The sequence below is a fragment of the Noviherbaspirillum saxi genome, from assembly GCF_003591035.1.
In the GTDB taxonomy this organism is placed as follows: domain Bacteria; phylum Pseudomonadota; class Gammaproteobacteria; order Burkholderiales; family Burkholderiaceae_D; genus Noviherbaspirillum; species Noviherbaspirillum saxi.
On the sequence record NZ_QYUO01000001.1, the window covers coordinates 2,878,995 to 2,893,955 of the forward strand.

At 56.8% G+C, this 14,961-nt stretch carries 18 protein-coding genes; 10 read left to right on the top strand and 8 right to left on the bottom strand.

The features are described from left to right. Positions 1–77: 77 nt before the first annotated feature. A complete protein-coding gene (locus D3871_RS13575) occupies positions 78–596 on the bottom strand; it encodes a hypothetical protein (RefSeq protein ID WP_119769374.1) in 519 nt (172 codons plus the stop codon). 273 nt (positions 597–869) lie between these two features. On the opposite strand from D3871_RS13575, the gene D3871_RS13580 reads away from it, so the two are divergent. The 3 genes from D3871_RS13580 to D3871_RS13590 all read left to right on the top strand — a co-directional run bounded on the left by D3871_RS13580 (position 870) and on the right by D3871_RS13590 (position 2,580). Beyond that, positions 870–1,103 (top strand): Fic family protein, encoded by a 234-nt coding sequence (locus D3871_RS13580; protein WP_147376815.1) that lies wholly within the window; start codon positions 870–872, stop codon positions 1,101–1,103. A gap of 425 nt (positions 1,104–1,528) precedes the next feature. After that, positions 1,529–2,002 carry a helix-turn-helix domain-containing protein gene (locus D3871_RS13585; RefSeq protein ID WP_119769376.1) on the top strand — a complete coding sequence of 158 codons (474 nt, stop codon included), beginning with the start codon at positions 1,529–1,531 and terminating at the stop codon, positions 2,000–2,002. Continuing rightward, positions 2,002–2,580 carry a PIN domain-containing protein gene (locus tag D3871_RS13590; RefSeq protein ID WP_119769377.1) on the top strand — a complete coding sequence of 193 codons (579 nt, stop codon included), beginning with the start codon at positions 2,002–2,004 and terminating at the stop codon, positions 2,578–2,580. Before D3871_RS13585 ends, D3871_RS13590 begins: the two co-directional genes overlap by 1 nt. Positions 2,581–2,811: 231 nt before the next feature. Here D3871_RS13590 and D3871_RS30230 read toward each other — a convergent pair whose 3' ends face one another. The 7 genes from D3871_RS30230 to D3871_RS13625 form a co-directional block, all read right to left on the bottom strand. After that, positions 2,812–2,955, bottom strand: coding sequence for a hypothetical protein (locus D3871_RS30230; protein WP_158597934.1), 144 nt, complete (start codon positions 2,953–2,955; stop codon positions 2,812–2,814). A 116-nt stretch (positions 2,956–3,071) separates the two neighbouring features. Further along, a complete protein-coding gene (csgH, locus tag D3871_RS13600) occupies positions 3,072–3,386 on the bottom strand; it encodes a curli-like amyloid fiber formation chaperone CsgH (protein WP_158597935.1) in 315 nt (104 codons plus the stop codon). Between the two features lie 101 nt (positions 3,387–3,487). Beyond that, the gene (locus D3871_RS13605) at positions 3,488–5,266 is read right to left on the bottom strand and encodes a beta strand repeat-containing protein (RefSeq protein WP_119769380.1); all 1,779 of its coding nucleotides are present in this window, start codon (positions 5,264–5,266) and stop codon (positions 3,488–3,490) included. Between the two features lie 50 nt (positions 5,267–5,316). Beyond that, positions 5,317–5,841: a hypothetical protein gene (locus D3871_RS13610; protein WP_119769381.1), complete on the bottom strand. Its 525-nt coding sequence runs from the start codon at positions 5,839–5,841 to the stop codon at positions 5,317–5,319. Positions 5,842–5,880: 39 nt separating this feature from the next. Then, entirely contained in the window at positions 5,881–6,807 is a 927-nt protein-coding gene (locus tag D3871_RS13615; protein ID WP_119769382.1) for a CsgG/HfaB family protein, read from the bottom strand. Then, positions 6,804–7,253: a curli assembly protein CsgF gene (locus tag D3871_RS13620; protein WP_233575604.1), complete on the bottom strand. Its 450-nt coding sequence runs from the start codon at positions 7,251–7,253 to the stop codon at positions 6,804–6,806. The genes D3871_RS13615 and D3871_RS13620 overlap by 4 nt, the downstream gene beginning before the upstream one ends. A 17-nt stretch (positions 7,254–7,270) precedes the next feature. Further along, positions 7,271–7,717 (bottom strand): CsgE family curli-type amyloid fiber assembly protein, encoded by a 447-nt coding sequence (locus D3871_RS13625; RefSeq protein WP_158597936.1) that lies wholly within the window; start codon positions 7,715–7,717, stop codon positions 7,271–7,273. Positions 7,718–8,042: 325 nt separating this feature from the next. On the opposite strand from D3871_RS13625, the gene D3871_RS13630 reads away from it, so the two are divergent. From D3871_RS13630 to glyQ, 7 genes are all read left to right on the top strand, one after another. After that, entirely contained in the window at positions 8,043–8,378 is a 336-nt protein-coding gene (locus D3871_RS13630) for a hypothetical protein (RefSeq protein WP_119769385.1), read from the top strand. Between the two features lie 6 nt (positions 8,379–8,384). Continuing rightward, a complete protein-coding gene (gene miaB / locus D3871_RS13635) occupies positions 8,385–9,725 on the top strand; it encodes a tRNA (N6-isopentenyl adenosine(37)-C2)-methylthiotransferase MiaB (protein ID WP_119769386.1) in 1,341 nt (446 codons plus the stop codon). A 25-nt stretch (positions 9,726–9,750) separates the two neighbouring features. Further along, entirely contained in the window at positions 9,751–10,767 is a 1,017-nt protein-coding gene (locus tag D3871_RS13640) for a PhoH family protein (protein ID WP_119769387.1), read from the top strand. After that, positions 10,751–11,206, top strand: coding sequence for an rRNA maturation RNase YbeY (ybeY, locus tag D3871_RS13645; RefSeq protein ID WP_119769388.1), 456 nt, complete (start codon positions 10,751–10,753; stop codon positions 11,204–11,206). Before D3871_RS13640 ends, ybeY begins: the two co-directional genes overlap by 17 nt. Before the next feature lie 88 nt (positions 11,207–11,294). Then, a complete protein-coding gene (locus tag D3871_RS13650) occupies positions 11,295–12,182 on the top strand; it encodes an HlyC/CorC family transporter (protein ID WP_119769389.1) in 888 nt (295 codons plus the stop codon). A gap of 43 nt (positions 12,183–12,225) precedes the next feature. Then, entirely contained in the window at positions 12,226–13,719 is a 1,494-nt protein-coding gene (gene lnt / locus D3871_RS13655) for an apolipoprotein N-acyltransferase (RefSeq protein WP_119769390.1), read from the top strand. Positions 13,720–13,971: 252 nt separating this feature from the next. Further along, positions 13,972–14,883, top strand: a complete 912-nt coding sequence (gene glyQ, locus D3871_RS13660) for a glycine--tRNA ligase subunit alpha (protein WP_119770070.1) — start codon at positions 13,972–13,974, stop codon at positions 14,881–14,883. Positions 14,884–14,961 lie beyond the last annotated feature (78 nt).

Below are 14,961 nucleotides of genomic sequence, written 5' to 3' on the forward strand. Positions count from 1 at the left end.
GTTCCGGCGCTGGCTGAAATTCCGCGAGATTGACATGCGCGCGTCGTGTTCACGACACCGGAGCCGTCAGATGCCCGCTAGTCCCGCCGGTTGCGTCGGACGACTTTCCGCTGTCCGCTACCCGGGCGCTGCACCTCCCGCAACGCGCGCTGTATCACCGCCGCACGCAGGTGCCGGGTGACGTAACGGATCATCACTGCCATCAGCAAGTACGACAAGACGGCCGGCGGCAGGATCAGCAGGCCGACGTCACCCAGCCAGCTCGCGAGTGCGATCAGCAATGCCGGCGGCACCCACAGATCGCGCAGTCGCAACAGCGGCGGCGGATCGACGCCCAGATAGTTCACGCTGATCCCGGTCGACCAGTTGACGATGCCGCGTACCGCAAGGGCATCCGTGAGCATAGTGATCTCATGTCCGCGTCGCGCCGGCAGGGTGCGGGTATGAATCGTGAACTGGTGTTCGCGTCCGGCAGGATCGTGCAGCCAAAGCTCGTACCGCTCGGCAGGACCATACCGGCCACGCCAGTAGAGATGGACGTTGGTATGGCGGCGCAGATCGACGATGTGTCCGTGTGTTGCTTGCAGGTGAGACATGGTGGAAGCTCTCATTGATCAATGAGGGCAGCCTGCAACGAGTTCGTGCAACGTCAAGCCCACGCGGAACAAAATCGCAACCGGCGCATTGGCGAATTTCTGTAAGAGCTGGACCTGACGGAGGGTCGCTCGACCGGCATCCCGAAAATCTCGAAGGTCACGGCGGTCAATGGCTCGCCTGCGGCGCTGTTTGAGACGGATGACGAGCGGGCGTCGTTTGTCGTTCGGCTGCCGGCGCACCCGCTGGCGAAACGGACGACCGTGGATGTGACCGTGGAAGTCGCGGCTCTGCTGCAGGTGATACAGGGGAACATCCCCATACCAGCCATGCAGGCGGCGATGGGGCTCAGGAATGCAGAGCATTTCCGCAAAGCATACCTGGCGCCAGCCATGACAGCGGGCTACCTGGAAATGACCCTGCCGGATACGCCGCGCAGCACCAGGCAACGCTATCGCCTGACGCCTCTCTGCCTGCAACGACAGCGCGACCTCAAAGGCAAGCCATGAGCGAATACACTGAAACCGAACAGCCCTTTGTGCAGTTCGTCGATGGTGACGATTACCGTGGCACTCCGGACATGACCAAACTCACTCTGCTGCGGAAGTACCTTTTGGGAACTTCGCATCGGAGGTCGAAGAATTGAAAGACGTCATGTTCGTCGGGCTCGGGCCCGCAGGTCCAAAAGATGCTGGACCGTCTGATTTGTGAAATGTGTTTCGTGACAAGTAGTTCGGCTGCTTCAGCCATCTGCGACGTGGCACCTTAAATGAAAATAACTTTATTGCGGATATTTCGTTTATTTCGTATAATTCGTTTATAGTGGTTTTGAAGCCTCTTTCACCTTCAACGGCAATTTGTGAAACAAATTGCCGTTGAAGGGTTCGGCACACTGAATCATTTGCGCGCACTTTTAAAACCCAGGAGAAATGACATGTCCAGCAGCCTCGATCTTGAAATGGTCTTGGATAGCAAGGAAGATCTGGAGCTCGCAAAAGCTGCTCAGCGTTGCATCGTCAGTTCGCTGGATCACTCCAAGGCCATCAATATTGCCATCGTTGAAGATGGCGTGGAGCGCTTGAGCGAATCGCCGGTGCTAAGACTGCCACCGAAAGTATTGCGCCTGTTTGCTGACGTCCTTGGCTCGTTGGCACAAGGCAAAGCGATCGCCGTCATGCCCAAGGAACTCGATGTTACGACGCAAGAGGCGGCGATGTTCCTCAATGTTTCTCGTCCTTATCTTGTCCGACTGTTAGAAGAAGGCAAGATCCCATTTCATAAAGTGGGAACACATCGAAGAATACGATTTGAAGATGTAGTCCAGTACAAGGAAGACCGGCAGAAAATTTCCAAGGACGCCCTGCAGAAGCTGGCCGATCAAGCCCAGGAGCTTGGCATGGGGTATTAATGGCCGGGTCTTACAGCTATACCGTAATTCTCGATGCGTGTGTCTTATATCCGGCACCGCTGCGGGACTTGCTGTTGAGCCTCGCTGCCGAGGGGATATTCCGCGCTCGCTGGACCTCAATCATTCAGGATGAATGGACAAGAAATGCATTAGCCAATCGTCCTGATTTGAAACCTGATGCACTTCGCAATACCGCAACGTTGATGAATCAGGCAGTCGAGGATAGTTTGGTGGAAAACTTCGAGTATCTGATCGAGTCACTTTCACTTCCTGATCCAAACGACAGGCATGTCCTTGCCGCTGCGATTGTGGGCCACGCAGATGCTATCGTCACTTTCAATCTCAAGGATTTTCCTGAAGCGACGACCAAGGTCCACGGCATTGAAATCCTGCATCCGGATGATTTCCTTATTGCGCAATATGACTTGGCTCCCGTGAAAATGCTCAAGATCGTCAAGGCACTCCGCGAGCGGCTCAGGAAGCCACCAAAGACGGCACAAGAGCTCATCGCCACGTACCAGTCCCAAGGCTTGCCGCAAACTTGCCAGTTGCTGGAAGATGCCATCGAATTGATCTGAATCAGCTCGCTATCCGCGTCAGGATTGTCAACGATAACGAGGCCAGGACAGACGCGTGAAAATTTAGCAGGCGAAAAATGGGGCACATCACTTTCACCCAGGTTACCGGGGAAGTCACCGATGAAGTCGCCGGGGAAGTTGAGAGACGCTGCCGGTTCTGGACGACGAGATGTAGTGGAAGGTGTCCCAGCAGGCACTGAAGCCTATGCAGACCGTAAATTTTTGATGGTATCAGTGACGGTATTTCTGATTTTCAAAAACAGAAAATCCTTCATCCATGCGGGTTTGCGCAGACTGTTCCACTCCACCTATCCCTGCAGCAGGAAACCGACCAGGCAAATTGTGAAAATTCTGAAGCTTTTCCATTGCTTTCATACGCCCGCCAATACGATGAGGGCGCAATGCGTTTCGCCCTGGCCCAATGCTTAACGCATCTCTTGAGCGAGTACCGACAGGATGAAGGCCGCAAGTAATATGTCAGACACCGGCATCTATGGCCGAGGCGTGGTGCAATTGAATTGATAGGTATCAGCGGCCCTGCCGTCTCGTTGCAAGACCAGTTCGACTTTGCAATGTCCTGTATTGGCGTTTATCGTTACCTGAGCCAGAGGAGTTGGATCTGCCGCCTTCACGGCCACCTGTCCGCGCTGACTTATGCGGGAAGTGCCGGACTGCGCTTGCTGTGACAACTCCATGCGAAATCCCAACTGCATATCGTTGACGCTCTTTACGTAGGGAATCACCAGCAGTTGTCCAGACTGTGATGTGGTGTCCAGCCATACCTGCAAGTCAGCGTCGCCAATCAAATTACACTCCTTCAAAAATATCGACGAAAAAAGACGGACGACGAGTCGCCCGCCTTGATTGCACCAAGCGGCATTGCCATGCAACGCTTGGCGGACACTGCTTAGTGCTGCCAGATGGCGGCGTGGTTGGTGTTGCCGACCTGGTTGATCGAAGCAACATGGCTATTGCCGGTTTGCAGAATCGCTGCTGTGTTGCGTGCCGCGTAGCTTGTCCCGTCGCCGTTTTGCGCGATGCTTGCGAGGCTGCCGCTGCCGAACTGTGCAATCGTGGCATAGCCCCAGTCACCGCTTTGAGCGATTGATGCGGTCAGTGCATTGCCGCTGCCCTGGTTGATCAATCCATCATTGTTGTTGCCGCTCTGAGTGATATTGGCCGACGAGTTTGCTGCAAAGTTTTGCGATACCAATGCCCGGTTCAGCATGCCATCCTGCGCTATGGTTGCGGAACTGGTATTGCCGCCGTTTTGCATCACGTTCGCAATCTGGAACGAACCATTCTGGCTGACGGATGCAACATCCTTGTAGCCGTTCATTTGCGTTACGCTGGCCACATTGCTGTCGCCTGACTGAGTCACAGTCGCTTCAAACAAACCTTGTGCCACGCCGCCGCCCGGGAATACGGAGGCGCCGCTTTGGTGGATCGAGGCAATCTGGTTATTGCCGGACTGGTCGACAGTCGCCTTGCTGAAATCAGCCAAGCCACCTTGGGTCACGTTCGCTGTGTGCAGAGAACCTGCCTGATTGACATATGCATTGCTCGACCAGGTATCTGTCTGCAGGACATTTGCCTTGCTGCCGTTGCCGGACTGTGCCACCGTCGCGCTGCCGTTTCTTGCGCCTGCGTTTTGGTTGACGATTGCGCTTTGGCTGTCACCAGTTTGGGTGACCGTTGCCTTCTGATTGACTGTATTGTTCTGATTAACCAATGCAGTGCTCTGATAGCCGTTCGACTGGGTGACGACCGCAGTATTGGCATCGCCCGCGGTCTGGTTGACCGTGGCGATGAACTTGCCTTCGGAAACCATGCCACCAGGGAAGTAGCTTGCACCGCTCTGATGGACGGTTGCCGTATGGTTGGTGCCGGACTGGAATACGTTTGCATTGCTATAGTCAGCCAGGCCGCCTTGCGTGACGTTTGCAGTATTCGAGGAATTCTGCTGGGTCACGGACGCGTTGCTGAACCAGGTATTGGTTTGCAGGACGGTTGCTTTATTGTTTTCGCCGGACTGGATGACCACGGCGCTGCCATCGTGCGAACCCGCGCTTTGTGTGATCGAAACGATTTGTCCATTGCCGATCTGGTTCACCAGTGCAGATTGGTTTGCAACGCTGTCCTGCAGAATGCTCGCGGTATTTCCTGCGACAAGACCATCTGCCTGAGTGACAATGACGCTGCTGTTGTTGGAGTTGACGGTCGTGACCGTTGCAGTCTGGTTTGCGCCGGTCTGCATGACTGAAGCTTGATTGACCGTGCCTGACTGGGTGATCACCGCATTCTGATTGTCGCCGGTCTGCGTTGCGGAAGCCTGGTTGCCGTCGCCGGACTGCATTGCTTGGGCATTGCTGTTCGTCGCCGTATCCTGAATGATACCGGCAACGTTGTTGTTACCATTCTGATCGATCAACGCTGTGACGGCGCTGCTGCTTTTTTGCAGGATGCCAGGGGCGGCAGCCGGATCGCTCGGGGTTGCGCCCGGAACACCTGCTTTATTGCCGTTGCCGTTTTGCGTAATCGCGGCGGAAGAACCGGAGACAGCATTCTGTTCGATGTAAGCATCGTTGCCGGATCCAGTGGACGAGATTGTTGCCTGCGCAAATGCCGAACCGGCGGAATACGCAAGGCTGATGCCGAGGGCAAGAGCGGTCAGTTTAATTTTCACTTCATTCTCCTAAATGATAAGGGCTGTAATGCTGAGGTGATCCAGTGCCCCTAATACTGGATCACCTTCGCTGCAAGGCCGTTGCCATGCTGCTGTACCAGCAAGGTGGGGCTGAGCGGGTTTTGCTGGATGTTGATAACGTTTGAATTTCCGGCCTGCTCGATGATGGCGCGCTGCCCTTCCCCTGCCTGCATGACACTGGCACGATTGGCATGCCCTGACTGCACCAGCGTGATGTCATTGCCGTTGCCTGATTGATAGGAGGCGAACTGGTTGGCGCGCCCCTGCTGAATGGCGTCGATGTCGTGCCCATAACCGCTCTGACTGATTTGCCCGGCATGCTGGTTTCCCTGCTGCGTCAGCGTTGCATCATTCAGATTGCCGACCTGACTGATGCGGGCCAGGTGGGCGTGCATGCCCACCGCGCTGAATTCGGCCGGCCCGAGCTCTGACCGAACCGCCATGTCGCTGGCGAATCCCGGGGCGGCGATTGGCAGGACGATCGCAAGCCTTATCCACCGCAGGGCGAGAAATGCGGCTGCAGATGTATAGACGCGATGAAAGATGGCGGTCACGATCTTTTGCCTTTCATGAAATGGACGAAATTCGCAAGCCTAGTTGCCGACCATGCGCTCGGGCTCCGCTTCGACAGCGGGAGCATCCTCGAGCTGGCTGAGGTATTCGCTGCTTTCCTTCAGATAGGCCTGCAGCACGGGCGAACGCCAGTCAGCGTCGTTCTTCAAGGCCCAAACCTTGTCCTGTAAACCTTGCACGATCAGATGCGCGACCCCGGCTTCAATCGCTTCCTTCACGCACAGCTGCGACGGCTCGTTGCGGGTGTAGCCGGCTTCCAGCTCAAGCAGCTCCTTGAAGTTGACGAAGCGGAAAACACCGGTCGAGAGTTCGTACGAATAGATGGTCTTGGTTGTTGAAACGCTGTTGAGGATTTGCCCGCTGCGAATGTCGACGGTCCTGAGAGTGACGGTGACCTGATCGACCCGGTATTGCGTCTTGGCGCCGACGCCAAGGTAGCGTGCACCGGCGCCGCCGGTTCGCACATTGGTTTCGTAGGCGACAATGCCGCCCTCGATCAGTATCGTCGCCGGCACCAGCGCCGGCAGGTTGATTGTCGGATTTTTGTCCTGCGGAGTTTCAAGCGCCCGAACGATCTTCCTTTCAGTAAGCAGGTTCTGCAGATTTTCCCGCTCGACCGGCGTAAACCAGCCGGAATCCTTCAACGCCTTGACCAGCATCGATGCCGCACCTTGCGTGACGGTGGTCGAGAATGAACTGTCGGGAGCGGGCTTGTACTGCCCCGTCTGATCACGAAAGCCATACACCGCCGCGACGACTTTCCCTTTAGGCTCGGGCAAGCGAAGCAGGTCGCGCGTCACGCGTGTCGGGGGCGTAAGCTTAGCGTTCGCGACGGCATTGGACGGCGCTTGCATCGATGCGCAGCCGGAAAGAAAGGCCACCAGCAGAAATAGCGAAACCATGCGAGCCCACGTGACCGCAACATGGCTCAATGAATCAAGACTCATGGCTGCCCCACCTGGAACGAAGTCGAGGCACCGGTCACCTTATCGGTGGTGGTTACCTGCAGCAAGCCACCGCCAAGGTCGGAAATCTGGATGGAGAAATTTCCTGTACTGACGGTACCGGGCACAAGTTGCCCGTTTGCGCCCATGATTCCCGAGGTGGCGGCCGAAGCAAGGCGACTCAGCACGGAACGTTCGAGGATGTCGTTGAACTGCTGCAGCGAGGATTGCTGATTGGTCTTGCCGGGTAGCGGGGCGTCCGGATCCTTGGTCTTGTTTTGCGCCTGTGCCGCATTCAGCAGGACCGAACCGTTCAGTACGTTGCCGCCAAATGCAGGATTGACCGGCGTGTAGACCAGTTCGGATGCACCGGCGGATTGCAGCCACAGGCTGGCCGCTAACAAGACAGCAAGATGAAATAGGTGACAGAGCCGCTTCATGCTTTCCATGCGTATCATCCAAGTCGTCAAAGTTCGTCCGGACCCAGATCGGGTTCCCGAAATAACAGGCGCTCCACTTCCGTGTCCGCGACCATCTGATAAACCGCTTCCGTTGCCTGTTCGCTCAAGGCTTTGATCCCGGCTCTGGCCGTCGGCAGTGGGGCCTGGAAAATCCGGCGCTGCCGGAATTCGATCCAGACCTGACTGCCCCAGCGCGCCGATGGCCGCTCGGTGATTGAAATCGCGTATCGCTCACTCAAGTCACGATCGCGCCAGTTAGCGACGAAATACTGAAAAAACTCTTGTCCGGCGACCGTGACTGCCTGATTGACGACGACACCGCCAAAGGAGTCGTGCGAATCGGCTTTTGCGGCGATCGAGACATTCGTCGCAGCAGCAGCGATAACGGGAACGCCGTAAGCCGCCAGCGCGGCAGTAGCGAATACCCACACCATCAATGCACCAGCCTTCATTCGCATTTCCTTGCCATAAAATCAATTGTCTTTTAGGCAACCAAAGGAGGGCGATGTTGATGGCAAAATTAATAATTGTCAATAAATTAATTGACTATTTTGTAACATCGGCGGGGGTTATTACCGTGCTTTCGGAACAGCACCGAGGGCGTGACGGGAGAAGGTGGGGGGCACCCCGGTGATATAATGCGGGCGCTTGTCTGCAGTGCTTTTGTAGAATTCAGCTGCAAAATATCCTCTGCAGACGCGAGACGGACACCCGGTTGCGCAGCCAACCGATTCCTTTTGCCAGATACGGCGGCTTCTTTACCATATGGGGTTTGAGATGTGGCAGCGCCCCCTCTTCCTTTTACTTTTTTTCGCGTCCATCGCCATGCCAGCCGTTGCGGTGGAGCGTCCATTTCCGCCCCACGCCAAGCGCGGCAAGATGACGCCTGCACCGTATCCGGCGATCGTGATGGAAGGTCAACAAAGACAGCTGGCGCCGGGCGCGCGCATATGGAATGAAGACAATCTGGTGCAGATGCCAGCCTCGCTGCGCGGCAGCGATCTGATCGTCAACTACACCGAAGATGCCAACGCCCATATCGACCGAGTCTGGATTCTCGATGCCCATGAGGCGAGCGAATCGATCGTTAAACAAACAAGTCGCAAGCAGTAAAACACCATGTCCAAAAAAGTCTTTATCAAAACCTTTGGCTGCCAGATGAACGAGTACGACTCGGACAAGATGGCAGATGTGCTGAACGCCGCCGAAGGACTCGTCAAGGCCGAAACGCCGGAAGAAGCCGACGTCATCCTTCTCAACACTTGCTCGGTGCGCGAAAAGGCGCAGGAAAAAGTGTTCTCGGACCTGGGTCGTCTGCGCGAGCTCAAGCTGACCAAGCCGGACCTGGTGATCGGGGTCGGCGGCTGCGTCGCATCGCAGGAAGGCGAAGCGATCGTCAAGCGTGCACCTTACGTCGATGTCGTGTTCGGACCGCAAACCCTGCACCGCTTGCCGGAGCTGATCAATCAGCGCCGCGCGACCGGCCGTTCGCAGGTCGACATCAGTTTTCCCGAAATAGAAAAGTTCGACCATCTGCCGCCCGCCCGGGTCGAGGGCGCGACCGCATTCGTGTCGATCATGGAAGGCTGCAGCAAGTATTGCAGCTATTGCGTGGTGCCTTATACCCGCGGCGAAGAAGTCTCACGGCGCTTCGAGGATGTGCTGGCCGAAGTGGCGGGATTGGCCGCCCAGGGCGTCAAGGAAATTACCCTGCTGGGGCAGAACGTCAATGCTTATCGCGGCACGATGGCCGACGGCGAAATCGCCGACTTTGCCTTGCTGATCGAATATGTCGCGGAAATTCCGGGCATCGAACGCATCCGCTTCGTCACCAGCCATCCGAAGGAATTCACGCAGCGCCTGATCGATACCTATGCCAAGGTACCCAAACTGGTCGATCACCTGTACCTGCCGGCGCAGCATGGTTCGGATCGCGTGCTGATGGCAATGAAGCGCGGCTACACCGTGCTGGAATACAAATCGGTCATTCGCCGCTTGCGCGAAGTGCGTCCCAACATTTCGGTTTCCAGCGATTTCATTGTCGGCTTTCCCGGCGAGACCGAGGCCGACTTCGACGCGTTGATGAAGCTCATCAATGACATCGGCTATGACACTAGCTTCAGCTTTGTTTTCAGCCCCCGTCCCGGCACGCCGGCCGCCAATCTGGCCGACGACACGCCTTATGAAGTCAAGCTGAAACGCTTGCAGCACTTGCAGGCAACGATAGAAGCCAATGCACGACGCATCAGCCAGGACATGGTCGGCAGCGTACAGCGCATCCTGGTCGAAGGTCCGTCGAAAAAGGATCCGCAGGAACTGCAGGGCCGCACCGAGAACAACCGCGTCGTCAATTTTTCGGCCGGTCCGCATCCCGAGCGCCTGGTCGGACAACTGGTTGATGTCACTATCGTGCAAGCCTTCCCCTATTCATTGCGTGGCGAACTAGTCATCAAACAATGAATCTCAGCGAAACGAACAATTCACTTTGAAACCAAAAATTCCTGCCCAACCACAACATTTCATTCCGGAGCCGCTAGACAACAAGCGTCTTGCGCATCTGTGCGGCCCAATGGATGAAAACCTTCGGCAAATTTCAGCTGCGCTCGACGTCACCATTTTCCGGCGCGGCGAAAAATTCATCATCAGCGGCGCCAATGCATTGCGTGCGGTAGAACTGCTGGAAAACTTTTACCAAATCGCAGACAAGGTGATTTCCGTCGAAGACGTACAGCTCGCTCTGGTAGAGCAAAGGGCGGGTACTCAGGAAGACGAAGCCAAGACCGAAGAAGCCGAGGCGGACGATGCCGAGCATATCGCGCCCGCCCTCAAAACGCGACGCAGTGACTTGCGTGGCCGCACACCGCATCAGAATCAGTACCTGAAGGCAATTCTGGAGCACGACGTTACCATCGGCGTCGGCCCTGCCGGCACCGGCAAGACTTACCTCGCGGTGGCCTGCGCGGTCGATGCGCTGGAACGCGATGCGGTCAAGCGCATCGTGCTGACGCGCCCGGCGGTCGAAGCCGGCGAGCGTCTCGGTTTTTTGCCGGGAGACCTGACGCAGAAAGTCGACCCCTATCTGCGTCCGTTATATGACGCGCTCTACGACTTGCTGGGCTTCGACAAGACGCAAAAAATGTTCGAGAAGCAAGTCATCGAAATTGCGCCGCTGGCCTATATGCGCGGCCGCACGCTGAATCATGCTTTCATCATTCTGGACGAAGCGCAAAACACTACGCCCGAACAAATGAAGATGTTTCTGACCCGGATAGGCTTCGGCAGCAAGGCGGTGGTCACCGGCGACGTCACGCAGATCGACTTACAGCGTACGCAGAAAAGCGGCCTCGTCGATGCCGTGCAGATTTTGAAAAACGTACGCGGCATCGCGTTCACCTATTTCACCAGCGCCGACGTCGTGCGCCACCCACTGGTTGCGCGCATTGTCGATGCCTATGAAGCAGCGGGCACATCCCGAACCATAAGAAATGTCGCAAAAAAATAAGCTGAGCTTATCCGTTCAATATCCCGACCCGCGCCTCAAGGAAATCATTCTCCGCACCAATCTGCGGCGCTGGGTGCAGGCTGCGCTGTTCGCACCGGCCGAACTGACAATACGCTTCGTCGATGCGGAAGAAGGCCGTACGCTGAACCGCGAATATCGCGGCAAGGACTACGCGACCAATGTGCTGACGTTTGCTTATACTGAAGACGAGGAAAGCGAAGTCACGCAAGCCGACATCATCCTTTGTACCGATGTGCTGCAGCGCGAAGCCGATGAGCAAAAGAAATCGGTGCAAGCGCACACTGCGCATCTGGTCGTGCATGGCGTATTGCATGCGCAGGGCTACGACCATGAAACGGACGAGGAAGCGACCGAAATGGAACAGCTCGAAATTGAAATTCTGGCAACGTTGGGCGAAGCGAATCCTTACAGCGCTTAGATTCCGGACAAAACCGGAACGGGAATTCAAGTTTTCAGCCATGCATTTGTTGTATCCTATACCTCCCTGAACTACGGCTCCCCGCCATATGCAAGATCACCCTAGTGGTGCCAAGTACATTGACACCAAACCACAGCGGTCACTATTCGAACGCCTGACCGCGCTTATTTCCCCCGAGCCAGAGAATCGTGCCGAATTGCTTGAAATTTTGCACGATGCCCATGAACGCAACCTGATCGACGCCGATGCGCTGTCGATGATCGAAGGCGTTTTCCAGGTATCCGACCTCTCCGCCCGCGACATCATGGTGCCGCGTCCGCAGATGGATGTGATCGATCTGACCAAGCCAATCGAGGAATGGATGCCGGAAGTGCTGGAAACCGCGCACTCGCGTTTTCCAGCTGTCGATGGCGACCGTGACAAGGTTGTCGGGATTTTGCTGGCAAAGGATCTGCTTCGTTATTACGCCGAAGAATCCTTCGATGTGCGCGACATGCTGCGTCCCGCAGTCTTCATTCCAGAGTCCAAGCAGCTCAATGTATTGTTGCGCGACTTTCGTGCCAACCGCAATCACATGGCGATCGTGGTCGATGAATACGGCGGTGTCGCCGGCCTGATTACGATTGAAGACGTGCTCGAACAGATCGTCGGCGATATCGAGGACGAATACGACTTCGATGAGGAAGAAGACAATATCATCCCTGTCAGTAATGGTTCGCGCGGCGTACGCTGGCGCGTCAAGGCATTGACCGAGATTTCGCAGTTCAACGAATCGCTCAATGCCAGCTTCTCCGATGTCGACGTCGACACGATAGGCGGCCTTGTCGCCAATCATCTGGGCCGTGTGCCGCGCAAGGGAGATGTATTCGACATCGATCACTTGCGCTTTGAAGTATTGCGTGCCGATGCACGCCAGGTGCATGTGCTGCTGGTCGAAAAGCTGCGGCCGTCCCCCGCCCTGGAGTCCATGTCCTGACCGCGTGAAGAATTCCTCTACCCTTCGACTTCCCTCCTATGCCATGCCACTGAGCGCCCTGTTTGCCGGGGCGCTCAGTGTTTTCGCTTTTGCGCCGTTTGGCCTGTGGCCGTTGCAGATATTGACGCTTGCCTTTGCTTTCTGGCTTGCGCTGCGCGACGCATCCGTTTCCCGCAGCGCGTGGATAGGATGGGCTTACAGTTCCGGCATGCTGATCGCCGGTGTGCACTGGCTGTATATCAGCATGCACCGCTACGGCGGCATGCCGGGGTGGATGGCGGCAATAGCGGTCGTCTTGCTGGCAGTGGCGCTGAGTATCTACGCGGGCCTGGGCTTTGGACTGGCAAGCTGGCTGCGCCAACGCCGGGCGGCCGGGGCCAACATGACGGCCATGCTGCTCTTGCCTGCGATGTGGACGCTGGCCGAATGGCTGCGCGGCTGGATGCTGACGGGTTTTCCCTGGGTCGGCGCCGGCTATGCACACACGGTCGGACCGCTGGGCGGATATGCGCCGATCGGCGGCGTCTATGGCATTGCGCTGGTATCGGCACTCATTGCAGGCTGCCTGGCCCTGCTCCCCACCAAACGGCTGCCGCTGGTGCTCGCGGCAAGTTTGCTGGCGCTTGGGCTCGGCTTGAGATCCGTAGAATGGACTGCCGCGCATGGCGAACCGATTTCCGTGCGTCTATTGCAAGGCAACGTACCGCAGGAAATGAAGTTCGTGCCGGAACGGATACAGGCATCGCTGTCGCTCTACCATGACATGATTTCCGCGCAGCCGGCCAATCTGATCGCGACGCCCGAGACCGCGATTCCCTTGCTGTCGACCCAGCTGCCGCCGGACTATATCGGCTTGTTATCCGATTTTGCGCGCCGTGCCGACAGCCATGTCATCCTTGGCATTCCTGTCAGCGACGGTCCGCGCGAATACGCCAACAGCGTGATCGGCTTGTCGCCGACAGCGAGCGCGCCGGCCTACCGCTATGACAAGCATCATCTGGTGCCTTTCGGCGAATTCATTCCGCCCGGATTTCGCTGGTTCGTCGACATGATGCATATCCCGCTTGGCGACTTTAATCGCGGCAAACTTTTGCAGGCACCGTTTGCGGTACGCGACCAGTGGATCATGCCCAATATCTGTTACGAGGATTTGTTCGGCGAAGAGATCGCCGCGCAACTCGCCGCAGGCGGTACACCCGGAATGCCGCGCGCGACCATCCTGCTCAATGTGTCGAATATTGCATGGTTCGGCGACTCAATTGCATTACCTCAACATTTGCAGATTTCTCAACTGCGCGCGATGGAAACTGGACGTCCGATGCTGCGCGCGACCAATACCGGCGTGACCGCGGTGATCGATTCCAGAGGTAATGTCGTCGATCGCCTGCCACCATTCGAGCGCGGCGTGCTGTCGGCCAATGTGCAAGGCTATGACGGCCTGACACCGTATAGCCGTTTCGGCAATGTCCCTGTGATCATCATCGCTTTGCTGCTGATCGGCGCTAGTGGGTCACTTGGCAACAGGATACGCAAATAAAAGCGATGGATTTTTGTGTCAGGCTAGGCGCCAAGCACAGCGATAGCGGGTCTATCGCGCGCATTGGCAACGACGCATGGCGCGAAAAGACACGCTTTTATGCGTATCCGGTTGCCAAGTGACCCACTAGTTGGTGGCGCGGACGCGGCAGCGCCAAGAATGCGCCTGCTGCCGGTAAAACCCGCTAAAATCTACGGTTTGGCAAATTTCCCTCTTTCATCCCGGCCGCTTCGGCAGGCGGGCAACGATACGATGCTCACATTTCAACAAGTCATTCTCAAGCTGCAGGAATACTGGGATGCGCAAGGTTGCGCGCTGCTCCAGCCCTACGATATGGAAGTCGGCGCCGGTACCTCGCATACCGCGACCTTCCTGCGCGCGATCGGACCGGAGCCTTGGCGCGCCGCCTATGTGCAGCCTTCGCGCCGCCCCAAGGATGGCCGCTATGGCGAAAATCCGAACCGCATGCAGCACTACTACCAATATCAGGTGGTGCTGAAGCCGGCGCCGGAAAACATCCTCGACCTGTACCTGGGGTCGCTCGAAGCGCTCGGCCTCGACCTCAAGCAGAACGATGTGCGCTTTGTGGAAGACGACTGGGAAAACCCGACGCTGGGCGCCTGGGGCCTGGGCTGGGAAGTCTGGCTCAATGGCATGGAAGTCACGCAGTTCACTTACTTCCAGCAGGTGGGCGGTCTCGATTGCAAACCGGTGCTGGGCGAAATCACTTACGGCATCGAGCGCCTGGCAATGTATCTGCAAGGTGTAGAAAACGTGTACGACCTGGTGTGGACCGAATGGCAGGAAAACGGCGTCACCAAGCGCCTGACCTACGGCGACGTTTTCCACCAGAATGAAGTCGAGCAATCGACCTTCAACTTCGAACATACCAATACCGAATTCCTGTTCTCGCTGTTCGGTAATTACGAATCGGAAGCCAAGCGCCTGATGGAAGTGCCACTTGCGTTGCCAGCCTATGAAATGATTCTCAAGGCCGCGCATACCTTCAATCTGCTGGATGCGCGCGGCGCCATTTCGGTCACCGAGCGCGCCGCCTACATCGGGCGCATTCGCAATCTGTCGCGTGCTGTCGCACAGGCTTTCTACGAGTCGCGCGAAAAGCTCGGATTCCCGATGTGCGGCGACTCCCGCAAGGCAGCGTAATACCAATCGCATCCCATAACGTGCCATGAAACCGCGTCTTTTTCCGCCTGCCTGCGTTGCACTCGTCGTCAATAGCAC

Coding starts and splice junctions, on each gene's coding strand:
- D3871_RS13620 (WP_233575604.1), bottom strand. CDS start 7,253: ATGGAAAGCATGAAGCGGCTCTGTCACCTATTTCATCTTGCTGTCTTG.
- lnt (WP_119769390.1), top strand. CDS start 12,226: ATGCCACTGAGCGCCCTGTTTGCCGGGGCGCTCAGTGTTTTCGCTTTT.
- D3871_RS13630 (WP_119769385.1), top strand. CDS start 8,043: ATGTGGCAGCGCCCCCTCTTCCTTTTACTTTTTTTCGCGTCCATCGCC.
- D3871_RS13615 (WP_119769382.1), bottom strand. CDS start 6,807: ATGAGTCTTGATTCATTGAGCCATGTTGCGGTCACGTGGGCTCGCATG.
- ybeY (WP_119769388.1), top strand. CDS start 10,751: ATGTCGCAAAAAAATAAGCTGAGCTTATCCGTTCAATATCCCGACCCG.
- D3871_RS30230 (WP_158597934.1), bottom strand. CDS start 2,955: ATGAAAGCAATGGAAAAGCTTCAGAATTTTCACAATTTGCCTGGTCGG.
- D3871_RS13590 (WP_119769377.1), top strand. CDS start 2,002: ATGGCCGGGTCTTACAGCTATACCGTAATTCTCGATGCGTGTGTCTTA.
- D3871_RS13650 (WP_119769389.1), top strand. CDS start 11,295: ATGCAAGATCACCCTAGTGGTGCCAAGTACATTGACACCAAACCACAG.
- glyQ (WP_119770070.1), top strand. CDS start 13,972: ATGCTCACATTTCAACAAGTCATTCTCAAGCTGCAGGAATACTGGGAT.
- miaB (WP_119769386.1), top strand. CDS start 8,385: ATGTCCAAAAAAGTCTTTATCAAAACCTTTGGCTGCCAGATGAACGAG.
- D3871_RS13625 (WP_158597936.1), bottom strand. CDS start 7,717: ATGAAGGCTGGTGCATTGATGGTGTGGGTATTCGCTACTGCCGCGCTG.
- D3871_RS13585 (WP_119769376.1), top strand. CDS start 1,529: ATGTCCAGCAGCCTCGATCTTGAAATGGTCTTGGATAGCAAGGAAGAT.
- D3871_RS13575 (WP_119769374.1), bottom strand. CDS start 596: ATGTCTCACCTGCAAGCAACACACGGACACATCGTCGATCTGCGCCGC.